18 protein-coding genes are annotated in these 15,963 nt (G+C 38.8%); 13 read left to right on the top strand and 5 right to left on the bottom strand.

Annotation, left to right across the window (positions count from 1 at the left end; genetic code table 11):
• The first annotated feature begins 36 nt into the window (after positions 1-36).
• From MHB58_RS15390 to MHB58_RS15365, 6 genes are all read left to right on the top strand, one after another.
• Positions 37-1,032 carry a FecCD family ABC transporter permease gene (locus MHB58_RS15390; RefSeq protein ID WP_445683151.1) on the top strand — a complete coding sequence of 332 codons (996 nt, stop codon included), beginning with the start codon at positions 37-39 and terminating at the stop codon, positions 1,030-1,032.
• Positions 1,029-2,060 carry a FecCD family ABC transporter permease gene (locus MHB58_RS15385; protein WP_340735502.1) on the top strand — a complete coding sequence of 344 codons (1,032 nt, stop codon included), beginning with the start codon at positions 1,029-1,031 and terminating at the stop codon, positions 2,058-2,060. The genes MHB58_RS15390 and MHB58_RS15385 overlap by 4 nt, the downstream gene beginning before the upstream one ends.
• A complete protein-coding gene (locus tag MHB58_RS15380) occupies positions 2,060-2,875 on the top strand; it encodes an ABC transporter ATP-binding protein (RefSeq protein WP_340735501.1) in 816 nt (271 codons plus the stop codon). Before MHB58_RS15385 ends, MHB58_RS15380 begins: the two co-directional genes overlap by 1 nt.
• 81 nt (positions 2,876-2,956) lie before the next feature.
• Positions 2,957-4,009: an NAD(P)/FAD-dependent oxidoreductase gene (locus MHB58_RS15375; protein ID WP_340735500.1), complete on the top strand. Its 1,053-nt coding sequence runs from the start codon at positions 2,957-2,959 to the stop codon at positions 4,007-4,009.
• A gap of 147 nt (positions 4,010-4,156) precedes the next feature.
• Entirely contained in the window at positions 4,157-5,176 is a 1,020-nt protein-coding gene (locus MHB58_RS15370; protein ID WP_339262860.1) for a hypothetical protein, read from the top strand.
• Positions 5,177-5,234: 58 nt separating this feature from the next.
• On the top strand, positions 5,235-5,735 hold the full coding sequence (locus MHB58_RS15365) for a GNAT family N-acetyltransferase (RefSeq protein ID WP_014823003.1): 501 nt from the start codon (positions 5,235-5,237) through the stop codon (positions 5,733-5,735).
• A 49-nt stretch (positions 5,736-5,784) separates the two neighbouring features.
• Here the strand turns inward: MHB58_RS15365 and MHB58_RS15360 are convergent, their stop codons facing one another.
• From MHB58_RS15360 to MHB58_RS15350, 3 genes are all read right to left on the bottom strand, one after another.
• Positions 5,785-7,506: an ABC transporter permease gene (locus MHB58_RS15360; protein ID WP_340735499.1), complete on the bottom strand. Its 1,722-nt coding sequence runs from the start codon at positions 7,504-7,506 to the stop codon at positions 5,785-5,787.
• 15 nt (positions 7,507-7,521) lie between these two features.
• Entirely contained in the window at positions 7,522-8,592 is a 1,071-nt protein-coding gene (locus tag MHB58_RS15355) for an ABC transporter ATP-binding protein (protein ID WP_340735498.1), read from the bottom strand.
• A gap of 73 nt (positions 8,593-8,665) precedes the next feature.
• On the bottom strand, positions 8,666-9,757 hold the full coding sequence (locus MHB58_RS15350; protein ID WP_014823006.1) for an extracellular solute-binding protein: 1,092 nt from the start codon (positions 9,755-9,757) through the stop codon (positions 8,666-8,668).
• Between the two features lie 354 nt (positions 9,758-10,111).
• On the opposite strand from MHB58_RS15350, the gene MHB58_RS15345 reads away from it, so the two are divergent.
• The 3 genes from MHB58_RS15345 to MHB58_RS15335 are packed head-to-tail and all read left to right on the top strand — an operon-like array spanning position 10,112 to position 11,222.
• Positions 10,112-10,513 carry a pyridoxamine 5'-phosphate oxidase family protein gene (locus MHB58_RS15345; RefSeq protein WP_008406016.1) on the top strand — a complete coding sequence of 134 codons (402 nt, stop codon included), beginning with the start codon at positions 10,112-10,114 and terminating at the stop codon, positions 10,511-10,513.
• Positions 10,514-10,526: 13 nt separating this feature from the next.
• Entirely contained in the window at positions 10,527-10,931 is a 405-nt protein-coding gene (locus MHB58_RS15340; protein ID WP_014823008.1) for a pyridoxamine 5'-phosphate oxidase family protein, read from the top strand.
• Between the two features lie 45 nt (positions 10,932-10,976).
• A complete protein-coding gene (locus tag MHB58_RS15335; RefSeq protein WP_051032357.1) occupies positions 10,977-11,222 on the top strand; it encodes a hypothetical protein in 246 nt (81 codons plus the stop codon).
• A gap of 97 nt (positions 11,223-11,319) precedes the next feature.
• Here MHB58_RS15335 and MHB58_RS15330 read toward each other — a convergent pair whose 3' ends face one another.
• The gene (locus MHB58_RS15330; protein WP_340735497.1) at positions 11,320-11,829 is read right to left on the bottom strand and encodes a hypothetical protein; all 510 of its coding nucleotides are present in this window, start codon (positions 11,827-11,829) and stop codon (positions 11,320-11,322) included.
• A 261-nt stretch (positions 11,830-12,090) separates the two neighbouring features.
• On the opposite strand from MHB58_RS15330, the gene MHB58_RS15325 reads away from it, so the two are divergent.
• The 4 genes from MHB58_RS15325 to MHB58_RS15310 all read left to right on the top strand — a co-directional run bounded on the left by MHB58_RS15325 (position 12,091) and on the right by MHB58_RS15310 (position 15,635).
• A complete protein-coding gene (locus MHB58_RS15325) occupies positions 12,091-12,564 on the top strand; it encodes a Fe-S oxidoreductase (RefSeq protein ID WP_008406007.1) in 474 nt (157 codons plus the stop codon).
• Between the two features lie 277 nt (positions 12,565-12,841).
• Positions 12,842-14,170 carry a hemolysin family protein gene (locus tag MHB58_RS15320; protein WP_008406006.1) on the top strand — a complete coding sequence of 443 codons (1,329 nt, stop codon included), beginning with the start codon at positions 12,842-12,844 and terminating at the stop codon, positions 14,168-14,170.
• A 56-nt stretch (positions 14,171-14,226) separates the two neighbouring features.
• Positions 14,227-15,294 carry a hemolysin family protein gene (locus tag MHB58_RS15315; protein ID WP_340735496.1) on the top strand — a complete coding sequence of 356 codons (1,068 nt, stop codon included), beginning with the start codon at positions 14,227-14,229 and terminating at the stop codon, positions 15,292-15,294.
• Between the two features lie 182 nt (positions 15,295-15,476).
• The gene (locus MHB58_RS15310) at positions 15,477-15,635 is read left to right on the top strand and encodes a hypothetical protein (RefSeq protein WP_008406002.1); all 159 of its coding nucleotides are present in this window, start codon (positions 15,477-15,479) and stop codon (positions 15,633-15,635) included.
• A 42-nt stretch (positions 15,636-15,677) separates the two neighbouring features.
• Here the strand turns inward: MHB58_RS15310 and MHB58_RS15305 are convergent, their stop codons facing one another.
• A complete protein-coding gene (locus MHB58_RS15305; protein WP_008405995.1) occupies positions 15,678-15,878 on the bottom strand; it encodes a hypothetical protein in 201 nt (66 codons plus the stop codon).
• Between the last annotated feature and the right edge of the window lie 85 nt (positions 15,879-15,963).

The raw sequence follows: 15,963 nt of genomic DNA, 5'->3' as shown, positions 1-15,963 counted from the left end.
AAAAGTCCATCCGTTTTAGAAAAGAAGCAAATTATAATGCCGCGTAATTTTATAAAAGTATTATTGCTTTTAACGATTTTACTCGGACTATGTATACTTGCATCACTTATATTTGGTTCGCGGATGATTAGCTGGACAGAGCTTCTGAATGGGTTATTCCATTCAGAAGCTCAGTCTCATGAAGCGAACGTAGTAAGACAGCGTGTGGTACGAACGATTTTCTGTTTATTATGCGGCGCAGCATTAGGTGTTTCCGGAGCGCTTATGCAATCGGTTACACGTAACCCTATTGCAGATCCAAGTATATTAGGTGTAAATACAGGGGCATCCCTTTTTGTCGTTTGCGGTATTGCCTTTTTGAATATCAGTTCTGCAAATCAGTATATTTGGCTTGCGATAGCGGGAGCTTTTATTACCGCTATTTTTGTATTTGGAATCGGTTCAATGGGAAGAGGCGGGGCGACACCATTAAAGCTCGTTTTGGCAGGTGCAGCTACGAGCGCTATTTTATCTTCAATGGTCGTTGCCATTATGATTCCGCGAACGAATGTAATGGATCAATTCAGATTTTGGCAAGTAGGGAGTGTCGGGTCAGGAAGCTGGGATACAATTACTTTATTTATTCCATTTATCGCGGTAGGACTATTCATTGCCTTTTTTACAGCGCCGGCATTAAATGCGTTGGCATTAGGTGATGATGTCGCGACAGGGCTAGGGGTTCGCACAGGTACAGTAAGAATTGTAGCGGCATTAGGTGGCGTATTATTATGTGGTGCTGCGACTGCTTTGGCAGGTCCAATCGGCTTTATTGGTTTATTAGCTACACATATCGTACGTCTCGTAGTAGGTCCTGATCTACGTTATATTATTCCGATGTCAGCATTGTCGGGGGCGGTTATTTTAACCTTTTCCGATGTGATCGGAAGGCTTCTTGGCAGTCCAAGTGAGCTCGAAGTTGGAATTGTGACGGCCTTTATAGGTGCGCCGATTTTAATTTTAATTACGATGAAAGCGAAAATGCGTGCAATATGATGAATGAAACGATGAAGATGATTAAAACGTCAAGATTAAAAAGAAAACGCCGGTTTATATTGATGACTTCCTTGATGGCAATTATTTCGCTCGTACTTTGCGGTTTGATGCTTATGCTTGGCAACACGATTTATCCGGTGCAAGATGTTATAAAGGTTTTACTAGGTGAACAAGTGAAGGGAGCATCTTTTGCGGTCAATACAATTCGTTTCCCGAGAATGGTAGCCGGTTTGTTTGCAGGCTTTGCATTTGGTGTCGGGGGTTACATATTCCAGACAATGCTGCGCAACCCGCTGGCAAATCCAAATGTAATCGGAATTACAACAGGTTCAAGTGCTGCGGCAGTATTTTGTATCATTGTATTAAATGCAAGCAATACTGTTGTATCCATCGCAGCTGTAATCGGAGGGCTTGCAACAGCTATCTTTATCTATCTGCTGGCGAAAGGCACATCCTTTTCGATTGGTCGACTAATTTTAATCGGTATCGGCATTCAGGCGATGCTGACGGCCTTTATCAACTATTTAATGCTAATCGGAAATACACATGATATTCCCGCTGCAATGAGATGGCTGAGCGGTAGTTTAAACGGTGCAAAATTGACTAACTTATACCCGTTAATTCTTGTCGTGTGTATATGTACACCGATCTTGATGTACTTTGCAAAGCGTCTGGAAATGCTGGAGCTTGGTGAACAGGCGGCAACGTCTCTAGGCGTCAATACAAACCAAACGAGAGTGATCCTTATTATTAAGTCGGTGCTCATGATTGCATTGGCGACTGCTGCAACGGGTCCGATTGCCTTTATTTCCTTCCTGGCAGGTCCCATTGCAAAAAAATTGGTCGGTGTCGGATTTTCAGGTCTTATTCCTGCGGGTTTAATCGGGGTCATTTTAGTATTGGCAGCAGATCTTATCGGACAGTTTGCTTTTGAGACACGCTATCCGGTAGGGGTCATTACAGGGATAATCGGTGCACCATACTTAATTTATTTATTAATCCGTATTAATCGGAAAGGAGATTTATGATGAAATCGACACATACATTCCAAACGGAAAATCTTGTTGCAGGCTATGACAACAAAGCGATTTTACACGGTGTAAGTCTAGCGATTCCTAGCAACAAAATCAGCATTATTATCGGTTCGAATGGCTGTGGGAAATCAACACTTTTAAAAACGATGGCACGATTAATCAAGCCAATCTCCGGCCAAGTATTGTTGGATGATAAATTAATTAACAAAATCCCGCCGAAGCAGCTTGCACGTGTTTTAGGACTTCTTCCGCAATCACCGATCGTACCGGAAGGCATCACGGTAGCCGATTTAGTTGGACGGGGCCGATTTCCTCATCAGAGCTTGTTAAAAGGCTGGTCAACAGAGGATTATGATGCAGTTGCGGAAGCGATGGAAATGATGAATATTACCGAACTTGCAGACAGTCATATCGATGAGCTGTCAGGAGGGCAGAGACAACGTGTATGGATTGCCATGGCACTTGCACAGCAAACCGATATTTTGTTTCTAGATGAACCGACAACCTACTTGGATATTACCTACCAAGTGGAGATTTTGGACTTGCTGACGGATTTAAATCGTAAACATGGTACGACAATTGTAATGGTACTCCATGATATTAATTTATCCGCCCGCTATGCCGACTATATTTTTGCTTTACATAAAGGTCGACTTGTTTCGGAGGGAACACCAGCACACGTGATTACGAGTGAATTAATCAAAGATATATTTAATCTAAACTGTGTGGTCACACAAGATCCTGTTTCGGATTCGCCTTCTGTAGTACCAATCGGAAGACACCATTCGAAATCCGGAATGCTCGTTTAGCTGCAACTTAGTCAATGGAATCCGGCTGCAATTTCGCGAAAAGTGTAATTGACCGATAATGAAAAGAATGGAGTGTTTCGAATGAACGATATTTATGATGTAACGATAATTGGCGGTGGTCCAAGTGGATTATACAGTGCGTTCTATGCAGGGTTGAGAGATTTAAAAACAAAAATCATTGAATTTCAGCCTACGCTTGGCGGTAAGCTGCATGTTTATCCTGAAAAAATTATTTGGGATATTGGCGGCATGCCTGCAACTCCTGCACAGCAAGTCATTGAAAATCTGGTTAAACAAGGACTGACATTTAAGCCAACTGTATGTCTAAATACGAAAGTCGATTTCATCACGAAAAAAGAATATTTATTTGTGATTGAGACAAGTTCAGGCGAAAAACACTATTCGAAAAAAGTGATCGTTGCAGTAGGCGGCGGCATTATTAGTCCGATTAAATTGCATATTGAAGGTGCGGAAAAGTATGAAGTATCGAACTTGCATTATACAATTCGAGGTATTCAAAGCTTTAAGGACAAGTCACTGCTAATTTCAGGCGGCGGCAATTCGGCGATTGACTGGGCGAAGGATCTGATCGGTATTGCCAAGCAGATTACCGTCATTTACAGAGGCGAAAAGCTATCTGCGCACGAAGCACAAATCCGACATTTGCAGGATAATGGCGTTCCCATCATTACAAATACACAGATAAAAACACTTGTAGCAAATGAGACAAAAACAAAAATAGAAGAAGTCATTTTGGAAAATGTCGTAACAAAGGAAACATCGAAAATCGTTGTAGATGATGTCCTAGTAAATCACGGCTATGACCGGGATTCTTCATTTTCTTTTGATGCGGCACTCTCTCCGGAAAAAGATAAAGACTATGACTATTATTATTTGACGGACGGTAAAGGACTTACATCGGTTGACGGTATTTATGCTGTTGGCGATATTTCCAAATATGATAATAAAGTATATTTAATTACCGGTACATTCCAGGATGCTGTCAATGCGATCAACGCCATCAAAATTAGTCTTGAACCGACAGCAGATCAGTATGCAAAAGTTTCTTCGCATAACGAAGTGTTCGAAAAGCGCAACCGGGAACTGATGAAGGATATCCTTGTGAATGGCTAATACAATAACGATTAAATACAATAAATCCAAACGTAGAAGTTTATGTGAACTTCTGCGTTTTTTAATGATGGAAGGGTAACATTAGATTATAATGGAAATACCAGATTTATGGGAATTTATGTAATGCATTTAAGGAAGGGGATTGCGATGGTTTTCCAAAGAGTATTTGATTATAAATGGCTCCTGATTGCTTGTATCATTTTAATGGGTAATATGATTGTTTATCAGTTATCGTTTGTTTCCACACTTTCAGATGGGCAAGCGCGTGGGATGGTGATCGGTTCGCTAATTGACTGTGCAGTTGTGGCACCAGCGCTTCTTTTGCTGCAAAAGGGCAAATGGACAGTCCAAAATTTCGTTGTCTTTATCGCTGCCGGTATTTTATTTGCTCGACTAGTAATCCCTGATGGATTGATGGAACCTTTCCGTTATTTAACACTTTCTGCAATCGCTGTAGAAGCTGGGTTGGTTCTTATAGAATTATTCATTTTATTTATTTTTATCAAATATTTACCAAGCATTATTCGGGCAGTTAAATTAGAGCAGGAGCAACTTATTTTTGCGTTTCCTCGAATCGTAGCGGAGAAAGTGAAAGATAACATTCTCATTAGGGTACTTTGCTCAGAAATGCTAGTTTTTTATTATGCGTTTTGCAGTTGGAAGAAAAAACAGCCTACCGGATTTTCCGTTTACAAAAATACGATGTATGTACCTTTTTTAGTAATGATTTTTCATGCGGCATTGTTTGAAGGAATCGCATTTCATTGGTTCTTTCATGATCGGCTACCAATTTTAGCTTGGGGCCATACAGTTCTATCACTTTATGGACTCGTATTCTTACTTGCAGATTTTCGTGCATTAACGCTAAATCCAGTTCGTATTGAAAACGGAAATCTATATCTATCCAATGGCTTATTGAAACAAACAAAAATTGATGTGACTAATATTGCACACCTTCATAAGTCGATAGAAGAAGATAAAAATGTCTATCATTTTAAAGTATTAGGTAATACAGATGAACAGCCCGCTTTTGTAATTGAAATGAAGCAATTGCAATCAATCCAATTAGTTGGCGGATATGAAAAAAAGGCAAAATATATTGGGGTTTATGCCGATGCGCCAGCCCTATTACGTAGCGAAATAGAATTAGCGATACTAGCGAAATAGTGTAAAAGATTAAGAAACGGGGTATATAATAAGGGACGTAAATTTAAGAGGTGAAAAGATGAATATTAGAATATTAGGTTATAAAGATGCGGAACAATATCATAAAGTCAGATTGCATGGACTTTTAAATTATCCAACATTTTTTAGCTCGTCTTATGAACATGAGAATAATTATACGGTTCCGGAAATTGAACAACGACTTCGCCCGCAAGCCGATAAATTTACACTTGGGGCATTTAAAGAGAGCCAACTGATCGCAATTGCGACATTTAAAAGGGAAACAAACGCAAAATTAAATCATAAAGGCTTTCTTGTAGGTATGTATGTTATGCCAGAAGAAAGAGAGAAGGGCGTTGCGCGTGCCTTGGTAGAGGAGTTGCTGCGTCTATTAAGAGAAAACGAGGGTCTTGAACAGCTGCATCTAACAGTGGAATCAACGAATGAACGGGCAATTGCCCTTTATGAATCTTTAGGATTTAAGCAATATGCATTGGAACGACATGCATTGAAAGTTGACGGTAACTATTATGATGAAGTTTGGATGGTTAAAGAGCTATAGCAATAAAGAAAAAAGTAAAAGCAGTTTTTATGCTTTTACTTTTTTTTTGCTATATTGCGCTTCCTGCAGAACCTTTCGATAATCGTTCTGAAATAATCAGTACAATCAGGATTAAAATAATCTGCAGCACACCATACGCGCACGCCGTCCCAAACTTGAAGGCATACAACTTTTGGAAAATTGCAACCGACAATGGAATAGTCGACGTATTATAAATTAAAATCGATGCGACGAATTCCCCTATACTTTGGACAAAAGCCAACAATGTCCCGGCAAGAACGCCGGATAAAGTTAGGGGAATGACAATTCTTCTGAATGTGTACCACCATGATGCCCCTAAACTCCGGGAAGCTTCTTCTACAGACTGGTCCAGCTGCATGAGGGATGCTGATGTTGACCTGAAGACAAGCGGCAAATGCCGGATAAAATACGCAAGCGGTAAAATCCAGAATGAACCGATCAATACTTGGTCGAATGTAAATACACTTTCTGTAGAGAAGGCTGCGATTAAGTTGACGGCTACAACTGTACCTGGCAATGCCCAAGGAATCGTAATTAAAATATCGAGCGCTGTTTTCCCCTTGAAACTAAGTCTGACCATGGCATATGCTGCAGCAACACCGAATATAATATTGCCGACTGTTGCGATGAAGCCCATCTGCAGCGAGTTCCAAATTGGACGCCATGTCCGCTCATCAGTAAAGAGCGCTTTGTAATGGTCGAGTGTATATTCCGTTGGTAAAATTTGAATTGTCCAAGCACCATCTTTAGAAAACGAAATTAAAATCAGCACCAAAATCGGCAGAATTAAAATTAATGTACCGATGAATGACAGTGTGACCGCTAAATATTTTAAAGGCTTCGAGTTCACTTCAGAGCGGTGAACACTTATGCCTTTACTTAAATTTTGATAATTGCGTCGGTTTTGGTACCAACGCATTATAAGTAAAAAGGTGATAGATACGAACGATAAAATGGTTGACTGTGCTGCCGCCATATCCAGATTGCCGTTTGTCCGTGATAAGTAAATTTGCATTGTCATCGTACGTTCAACCCCGAACATAAGCGGCGCGGTATAGGATGCCATCGACACCATGAAAACGAGCAGGGAAGATGCGATTAAAGAAGGGGTAAGCATCGGCAAAATAATCTTCCGCCAAACACGGATCCGGCTTGCACCAAGGCTTGTTGCGGCTTCTTCCAGAGAAGGATCAAGCCCTTTAATTGCGGCAGAAGCAGTTAAATAAAAGTACGTATACATAGTAAACGTATGAACAACAATAACACCCCAAATCCCTTTCAATGCAAACGGTACATCTTCCAATTGAAACATCTGCTGAAATAAGCGCGGGAAAATGCCGCTTTCGCCATATAAAAATGTAAAGGATAACACCCCGACTAACGGGGGCAATGCCATCGGGACAAGTACTAAAATGGAGAGCAGCCTACGACCCGGGAAATCATAGCGCTCCAGTAAAAAGGCCATCATTACCCCGACAACAGCACAGCATATAACACTAATAATCGATATATAAAAGCTGTTCCAAAGTGCCTCTAAATTGGCTGTACTTTCCAAACTGAAAAACTTCTGATAGTTTGCTAGCTGATTGTCGCCTGCAAAACTTTGAATAAATGTTGAGTAAAATGGATAAATGACATAGGCAAATAAAATTAAAAACAGCGGGGAGATGAGAATATAGACAAAATAGCGTGATTGTGTAAGACGAGACCACCAACTCGCTTCGTATGTGTCAACGGATTTTTTGCTCATTGTGTGCCTCCTCTCTTATTCTCCTAGAAAATAAATATTTTGTTTAGGGATATGTAATTCAATCATATCGCCAGCTTGCAGTATTACAGTACCCCGACTAATTATCATTGCTTTTAATGTTGTATCATTCCATTTAATAAAGTAATTTACGCTGACTCCAGTAAATTCAATCAGCTCAACGATACCTGTAACGGTGTTTTCACCAGGACCATTTTCAAATGCTTCAGGACGGATTGATACATAAATTTCGTCACCGGTTGATACTTGAAGACCCGGTGCCAAGTTTTCTGTCAGGCCTTGGAGTTCAAGTTCTTTCTCATTTGTAACAGTAATAATATTGTCCTCAATCGATTGAACTTTCATTGTAAGCAAGTTTGTTTCTCCGATAAAAGTAGCGACGAAGCGGTTGTTTGGACGGTGGTATATTTCCTGTGGTGTACCAATTTGTTTAACGACACCATGCTCCATTACCATAATCCGATCCGACATTGCCATTGCTTCAGTCTGGTCATGGGTAACGTAGATTGTCGTCACACCCAGCTCTGACTGAATTCGTTTAATTTCAATGCGTGTTTCCTCACGCAGCTTTGCATCCAAATTGGATAATGGCTCATCCAGCAGCAAGATATCAGGTTCAATAACAAGTGCTCGTGCCAAAGCAACACGCTGCTGTTGTCCACCTGATAACTCATTGATCTTACGTGTGCCATATGGTCCTAAATGAACGAGCTCTCGTATCCGGTCAACCTTTTCTTTAATTGTTTTTTTATCATATTTCCGGATTTCCAGACCGAATGCGATATTTTCATTGACGGTCATATGCGGGAAGAGTGCATAGTTTTGAAACACCATTCCGATATTACGTTTATTAGGCTGCAATGTTGTGACATCCTGATTGTCAAAATAAATCTTTCCTTTAGAAGGGTAGTAAAATCCGGCGATCATCCGTAATGTAGTTGTCTTGCCACATCCGCTAGGTCCTAAAAATGTAAAAAACTCACCCGATTTTATATCCAACTCTAAATCTTTGACACTTACGACATCACCGAATTTTTTTGAAACGTCGTTAATATGAACAGCTTTCATCCAATCCAACTCCCTTCACACCGACAAATTATGAAAAGAAAGACCTCTTAATTCAGAGGTCAGTCTATAACTACTATTTACCTTTACCTTTAATGTTTGTATCCCAATATTCCATCCATTCCGCTTCTTTATCGGCCATAACTTGCCAATCGATCTCCAAAGATTTCAAATCCAGCTCTTTATACCAGTCCGGCATAGCATCCGCTGCAATATCAGTACGTGTTGGAATTTGGTAATACTCTTTTGAAAGCTCAATCATTGTCTCCTGATCGAACAGGAATTCCATAAATAATTTCGCATTTTCTTCGTTTTTCGCATTGTTTACAATACCGACTGCATCGACTAAAATCGGTGCACCACTTTCCGGATAAATAAAGTCAAACGTGTAATCCGTTGTATGTTTTTTCAGTAAAATATCCTGCAAGTTCCATAATGAAATCGAACCTTCTTGACGTGCCAGTTTCAAATACAATGCATTAGGATCCTGCGTATATTCTTTCGTGTTCGCATCCAGTTGCTTCAACCATTCATAGCCTTTTGACGGATCATCAGCACCTTGACGGAAAATCATAGAAGAATAAATTGTCCGCATCGTTCCTGAAGCAAGGACACCGCGAATTAAAATCTCATCTTTCCACTTCGGATCAAGTAAATCGTCCCAATCCTGAGGTCCTTCTTCTGGTGACATGACATCACTATTAATCATAATGACTTCAGGTAATAGCATTTCACCGACCCATCGATTTTGTTCATCTTTATGAAGAGGGTCAATCGCATCGATAAATGAAGGATCCCACTGTAAAAGTAAATCTTCATTTGCGGCAACCATCATCGCAGCTTGTGTACCACCCCACCAAAAATCCCCTTGTGGATTGGCTTTTTCACCACGGACACGCTCTAAAATTTGCTGGGCACCCATTGTCATATATTCCACTTCAATATCCGGGTAACGCTCATTAAATTTTTCAATAACACCCTGTACCATGTTTTCATCACGCCCTGTGTAAATGACGAGCTTGCCGGAAGCTTTTTCTTCTGTTGTACCTTCTGTCGTGCCGCTATCGCCTTGCGTTGACTCATTTGTCGTCTCTTCGGCGTCGCTACACGCAGCCAAAACTAATAAAAGAGTTGTGAGAATAAGAGAAAGCCAAGTAAATCTTTTCATCCAATGTCCTCCTTACATATAGTTTTTCTTTGTCATGCAGAATAAAGGATATCTATTCCAATTTCATTTTATCTACAAATTTTTTAATATTCAAACAAATATCCCTATATCTTATAATTTTTTACAGATTAGTAATTAATATAAATGAGTTTTTTACGTGGTCATTTTTAAAACGAGGAAAAGCGAGAGGACTATAAGCTGCGTTGAATATGAAGAAAGTTGTTTTATTTAAATTTATTAGGGGAATTATAAAAGCATCAGCACATCAGCAATTATGCAAATTGGCTTCTATCAAGTTGGACGTGCTTCTCATCTCACGAATAATGGAACTTAATTTACCGGAGGAGTGAAAATATGAGTAATAAAGAAATTGCATTACAAATTTTAAATGAAAACAGTATTGGCGTTATGGCCACAAATAATAACGGTGTGCCTAATTCACGCTACATGACATTTCACTATGTTGAATCAAAACTGTATACCGTGGCAAAGGAAGATTCCGATGTCGTCCGTGAAATTAAGGAATATGGCGGTACCCATATTTTATTAGGCTATGAAAGCGATGGCATACTTGAAACATTTTTAGAAATCGAAGGCAATGCAGCGACAACATTAAATGATGTTGTAAAGCAGCAGCTGCTTGAAAAATATTCAGAGCATGCGGACGGGAACTTTGTGCTCATTCAAGTTACGCCGACAAGAATGAGAATTATGAATAAAAACGGAAAAAACCAGGAAGAAATTCAACTATACTAAGGGAGGTATCGTAATGGAAACATTAAAGGAAAAAGTACTTTCAATTATTAAAGATCATAAAATTGGAACAATGGCTACATTAAACGGACGTCACCCTTATGTTCGTTACATGACATTTACAAATGAAGACTTCACACTATATGCGACAACAACAGAGGATTCCCAAAAAGTGTACGATTTAAATGAAAATCCCTACACTCATATTTTACTGGGCTATACTAAGGAAGATCTTGATGCCCCATATTTAGAAATTACAGCAAAACTAAGCGAAGTAAAAGATGATACATTAAAGCTGAAAATTACAAACTTCTTTAAAGACGTTTTTACTTCAGAAGACGGGGATATGGTGACACTTCAATTCGATCCAATCACAATCAAATTAATGAATGATGGCGAACCGCAGGAACTGAAGCTGTAACGTCTGAATTTATTTAACCAGTTAGCGAAGCAATGGCATATATCGTTGTCATTGCTTTTTCTGTTGCAAAAAGAAGTAAAAGATTTAGCAACCCCGCTCATTATGAGATTTGAGCGAGGTTTTACTAAGGAAGTCTATTTTTATACGTTAAAAATTTTACCGATTATGTTGATTATCGTCGTATTGCTTGTACGTTTAGTAGCGGGTCCTCTAGTAGGTAAAATTATGCCTAAATTTGTTGGTCAAACAGACGACTTCAATGGCAAGCTTTGCAATGAGAAAATTACATGAAAATCAAACTGTAAAAGAAGCAGCCCAACAATAAGTAAAAGCTCTTATGCGGTAGTATGAATACTACCGCATAAGAGCTTTTGTATTTACCTTTAGCCTAGAAACATTGGAAAGTCAGGATTGAGTTACGGTTTACTGAACTGTATACCCAACCGAAACGACTCCATCTAAAGCCTAAAATGATATTTTGCGTAACAAACGTCGGGAAGAACCAGAAACTATTTCCGTTTCGTTGCCAAATAAACGTATTACGGAAAATACAACGTCTTATACCACTGGAACCTTGCTGTGACTGGCCAGCAGATAATTGTTGCATTTGGGGAGTAAAGGTAGGGGGCGGACCCATTGGCATTGGGGTATTACCACCAGGACCTCCACCAGGACTGCCAGGACCACCACCAGGGATTCCTGGGCCACCAGGGAACCCACCTGGACTACCACCAGGGAATCCCGGTGCTCCACCAGGGAATCCTGGTCCGCCAGGGAACCCACCAGGTCCTCCTGGAAAACCTCCCGGGCCTTGACCGGGTGGGGCTGGGAAAAACTGTTGTTGAAATGGTTGTCCTGCAGGGCTCTCATCAAAGCGTTCAAACGGATTTTGATACAACAAGCATACCTTCTTTCTTAAGTATTCTTTGTAATGTATGTAAATGTGGATAAACGCCAATAGGAATTCGCCTAATATGAGTCAAAATACCGTAGTGATTATAATTTTCGCCCAGAAATTTAGTTTAATATGTTTTATTACATATTGGACTAAGGGGAAGTGTTAACAAATGGACAATTATTTAAAGTAAGGTTGAAGATTTGAAAATTGTTTGAAAGTAAACTAAAATTCACTATGAAGATGTAAAAGAGAAGGGAATTTATGATGAAAAAATATTTGTTCGCTATAATCTTATTGTTGTTGGCAGGTTGTAGTAATGGAGAAAATACAGAAGTTAAATTTACCGAAAAACAGGCAGTACCATTTGAAATTATTAAGTATGATGAAAAAATTGCACCGATTTACGAGACGCTCGTACCGCATATTGCTTATGCAAATACGCAAGGACAGTTTGAATCCTTGCAAGCTCGCTTTGATGTAGACAATTTCACGCTTGATATGGATAAATATATGGCCGTATTTATAGTTACTTACTCGGGTAGCTGTGGTACTTCAGTCGATAATGTTTACAAACACGGTAATTACTTAGCAGTTCAATTAATCGACAATGTAGGACAAAAATGTGAAGATGAAGGCGTCCCTCATACATTCGTTCTCCAAGTGGAGAAAGACGAATATGAAAAAGTTCAATTATATAATGGCGAAATTTTAAAATCTTCAATGGATGTAGAATAAATTTATTAAAAGTTTTCAGCTTTGATTATTCAAAGTTGAAAGCTTTTTTTATAGTTCTATATTTATTGGGCACAATTTATTGTGATTTGATAAAAAAAACTATATAATTTTTATAAACTGTAACGTGATGGTTTTGAGGGCAATAATTCTTCTATAAGAATTAGTAACTTCACCATTATAGTTAGCATGTTCAATAGGATAGTTGGGTACATATCAGAAAGACCGAATTACTATTAAATTATTTTTGGAGGTGAATCCCTCACGCTGAGGGAAGTAATTGGACGTAAACACCATATTAAACATCATTTTATTAATTATTTTTTTAGGTTTAACTGGATTTTTCGTTGCAGCTGAATTTGCCGTTGTTAAAATTCGTAAATCCCGTATTGACCAATTGATTTTGGAAGGCAATAAGAAAGCAGTCATTGCAAAAAAAGTAGCAGGAGACCTAGATTATTATTTATCTGCCTGTCAGCTTGGTATTACCATTACAGCAATCGGTTTAGGAGCGTTTACGAAGCCGTATGTAAAAGAACTGCTATATCCTGTATTTGACTGGTTAAATGTTTCGGATGTTGTAGCTTCGGCTGCTTCTTATGTAATTGCACTAGCTATTGTAAGTTATTTGCATGTAGTAATTGGCGAAATGGCGCCAAAAACGTTAGCGATTCAGTTTTCCGAGAAAGTAACTTTAATGCTTGCAGGACCACTTTATTGGTTCGGTAAAATTATGTATCCGTTTATTCAGGCATTAAATGGAACATCTCGGTTACTATTACGTGCAGTTGGTGTTAAATCAGCAAGTGAAGAGCAGGCCTATTCTGAAGAAGAACTGAAAATTATTATGGCACAGAGTTTCCAGGGCGGACAAATTGACCAACAAGAACTGAAATATTTAGAAAATGTATTTGCTTTTGATGAGCGTGTTGCAAAAGATATTATGGTGCCTCGAACAGACTTAGTTACAATCGACAAAGATATGAGCGCCGAAGAGATTATCCAAATTTTAGATGAACATAACTATACACGTTATCCGATTGTTGAAAATAATGATAAAGACCGCATTATTGGTGTGATTAATGCAAACAAGCTTCTTAGCTATATCGTTTCAAATCGAACAGTACAGCTCGAGCAGTTTTTAACGAAAGTACCATTTGTTTTAGGTGTGACTAGTATCCAGGATGCACTATTAAAAATGCAAAAGGCGAAAGTGCATATGACGGTCATTATCGATGAATATGGCGGTACAGCCGGAGTATTAACGATGGAAGACGTTTTGGAAGAGCTGGTTGGAGAGATTCGGGATGAATTTGACGAGGATGAAGTAGATGATATCCGTAAGTCAGGAGAAAACGAATATACGATTAATGGTCGTGTTCTGCTCGATGAACTGGAAGATCGCTTCGGTTTTGAGTTTGAGGACAGTGAAGAGATAGATACAATTGGCGGCTGGATTCAGCATACGAACATCGATTCAATCAAAAACGGTGAAGAGCTTCAAATCGGTGATGAAATTAAATTCGACGACCATATTTGGGTCATTTCGGATATGGACAATTATCAAATTAAAGAAGTTGTATTAAGACAATATAAACTTCAGCAGTAAATGATCGATACTTTATATGTCTTGGAGGTGAATCCCTCATATTTCGGGGGAATTAATTGGACAGTATTATAATGATAAATTTAATTTTAATTGCAGTATTTATTTTGTTAACAGCCTTTTTCGTTGGAGCAGAATTCTCAATTTTAAAAGTGCGTATGTCACGAATCGATCAGCTGATCGCAGAGGGCAATAAAAAAGCCGTCACGGCAAAAAAGGTAACACAGGATTTGGATTATTATTTGTCAGCCTGTCAGCTTGGAATTACGATTACAGCGTTAATTCTTGGTGCACTCGGGGAACCGACCGTAGAGAAAATGCTTGAGCCTGTTTTTGACTACTTCAGCATTCCAGCGGCGGTTGCAACAGCCCTTTCTTATGTTATTGCATTATCGGTTGTTACTTTTTTACACGTAGTACTTGGTGAATTAATGCCAAAGACATTGGCCATCCAATATGCAGAAAAAATGACACTATTATTGGCACCGCCACTTTATTGGTTCGGTAAAATTACAGGACCGATTATCTCGATATTAAACGGTTCTGCTCGTGGGCTGCTCAAAATCTTTGGTGTCAAACCGGCTGGTCACGATACAGTTTACTCGGAAGAAGAGCTTAAAATGATTGTGACGCAAAGTTATGAAGGTGGAGAAATCAACCAGACAGAGCTTGCCTATCTAGAAAATATCTTTGCTTTTGATACACGGGAATTACGGGAAGTAATGATTCCGCGCAATGAAATAATTACAATCGAAAAAACGTATACATTAGAGCAAATTCTTGCTGTTATTGACGAGTACGAATTTACGCGTTATCCGGTCATTGATCGCAGTAAAAATACAGCAGCCTTTATCGGTTTCATTAACTCGAAGGAAATGCTGACAGATATAGCTGCGGGACGGAAGAATAATTTCAGTACGTATATTCGTGAGATTCCCCGTTATAAGGAAACAGTAGCGATAAAAGACGTGTTTTTAAAAATGCAGCAATCGCGCAACCATATGGCGATTGTTACAGATGAAAAAGGTGTCACAATCGGTCTTGTGACAATGGAAGATATATTGTCAGAAATTGTTGGAGAAATTGAAGATGAAGACGATGGGGAAATTATCGTTCCCTCAACATAAAGTGAAACTCCAATTGGTTGGGGTATTTTTCATCCCCACGGTCCGTTAATGCGGGATAAGAAAAGGTCGTAAATGATGGACATATTGTCAATTATTTGCGGCTTTTTTTAGTATTATCGAAAGTTGAGCTAATAGATTATAAGGGCAAATGTCACTATAATTAAAGCAAGGAGCTGTTGAAAATGCAATGTGGTGCAAAATGCTTTTTAGTGGAAATTGAGCATAATGGCGAAAAAAAACAAGTTCAAGTGAAAGCAAAATCATCCGTACGTGCGAGAAAAACAGTACGTATTCAATTTGAAGAAGCCGTTAACATCCTATCCGTAAAGGAAGAAAAATAAAAATGAGCAACCAACAATACGGTTGCTCATTTTTCATTTGTTTTACTTATTCTGCTTTTCCAACTTTATTTGTTTAACTAAATGTACAATTAACATAATGATTCCGACTGTACAAAATAGCAGACTGACGATAAATAATACAAGCCATGAAGTAATGCTCCAGTTAGTTGTGAAAAAGATAGAACTGATTAATAAAAGTATCCCGACAAACAAGACAAGATAGCCCTTTTTAGATAATGACAATGCAATAACCTCCTTAAATACCTATCATAAAAATACCATAATCTTTGCAAACTTATCTATTTAAACGGTTGCTTTACTAAATTGA

The sequence above is a fragment of the Solibacillus sp. FSL K6-1554 genome (assembly GCF_038005185.1).
Lineage (GTDB): Bacteria > Bacillota > Bacilli > Bacillales_A > Planococcaceae > Solibacillus > Solibacillus silvestris.
This window is presented reverse-complemented; position numbering and strand designations above follow the sequence as displayed.

Coding starts and splice junctions, on each gene's coding strand:
- MHB58_RS15360 (WP_340735499.1), bottom strand. CDS start 7,506: ATGAGCAAAAAATCCGTTGACACATACGAAGCGAGTTGGTGGTCTCGT.
- MHB58_RS15375 (WP_340735500.1), top strand. CDS start 2,957: ATGAACGATATTTATGATGTAACGATAATTGGCGGTGGTCCAAGTGGA.
- MHB58_RS15365 (WP_014823003.1), top strand. CDS start 5,235: ATGAATATTAGAATATTAGGTTATAAAGATGCGGAACAATATCATAAA.
- MHB58_RS15355 (WP_340735498.1), bottom strand. CDS start 8,592: ATGAAAGCTGTTCATATTAACGACGTTTCAAAAAAATTCGGTGATGTC.
- MHB58_RS15340 (WP_014823008.1), top strand. CDS start 10,527: ATGGAAACATTAAAGGAAAAAGTACTTTCAATTATTAAAGATCATAAA.
- MHB58_RS15390 (WP_445683151.1), top strand. CDS start 37: ATGCCGCGTAATTTTATAAAAGTATTATTGCTTTTAACGATTTTACTC.
- MHB58_RS15310 (WP_008406002.1), top strand. CDS start 15,477: ATGCAATGTGGTGCAAAATGCTTTTTAGTGGAAATTGAGCATAATGGC.
- MHB58_RS15350 (WP_014823006.1), bottom strand. CDS start 9,757: ATGAAAAGATTTACTTGGCTTTCTCTTATTCTCACAACTCTTTTATTA.
- MHB58_RS15385 (WP_340735502.1), top strand. CDS start 1,029: ATGATGAATGAAACGATGAAGATGATTAAAACGTCAAGATTAAAAAGA.
- MHB58_RS15325 (WP_008406007.1), top strand. CDS start 12,091: ATGATGAAAAAATATTTGTTCGCTATAATCTTATTGTTGTTGGCAGGT.
- MHB58_RS15345 (WP_008406016.1), top strand. CDS start 10,112: ATGAGTAATAAAGAAATTGCATTACAAATTTTAAATGAAAACAGTATT.
- MHB58_RS15370 (WP_339262860.1), top strand. CDS start 4,157: ATGGTTTTCCAAAGAGTATTTGATTATAAATGGCTCCTGATTGCTTGT.
- MHB58_RS15380 (WP_340735501.1), top strand. CDS start 2,060: ATGAAATCGACACATACATTCCAAACGGAAAATCTTGTTGCAGGCTAT.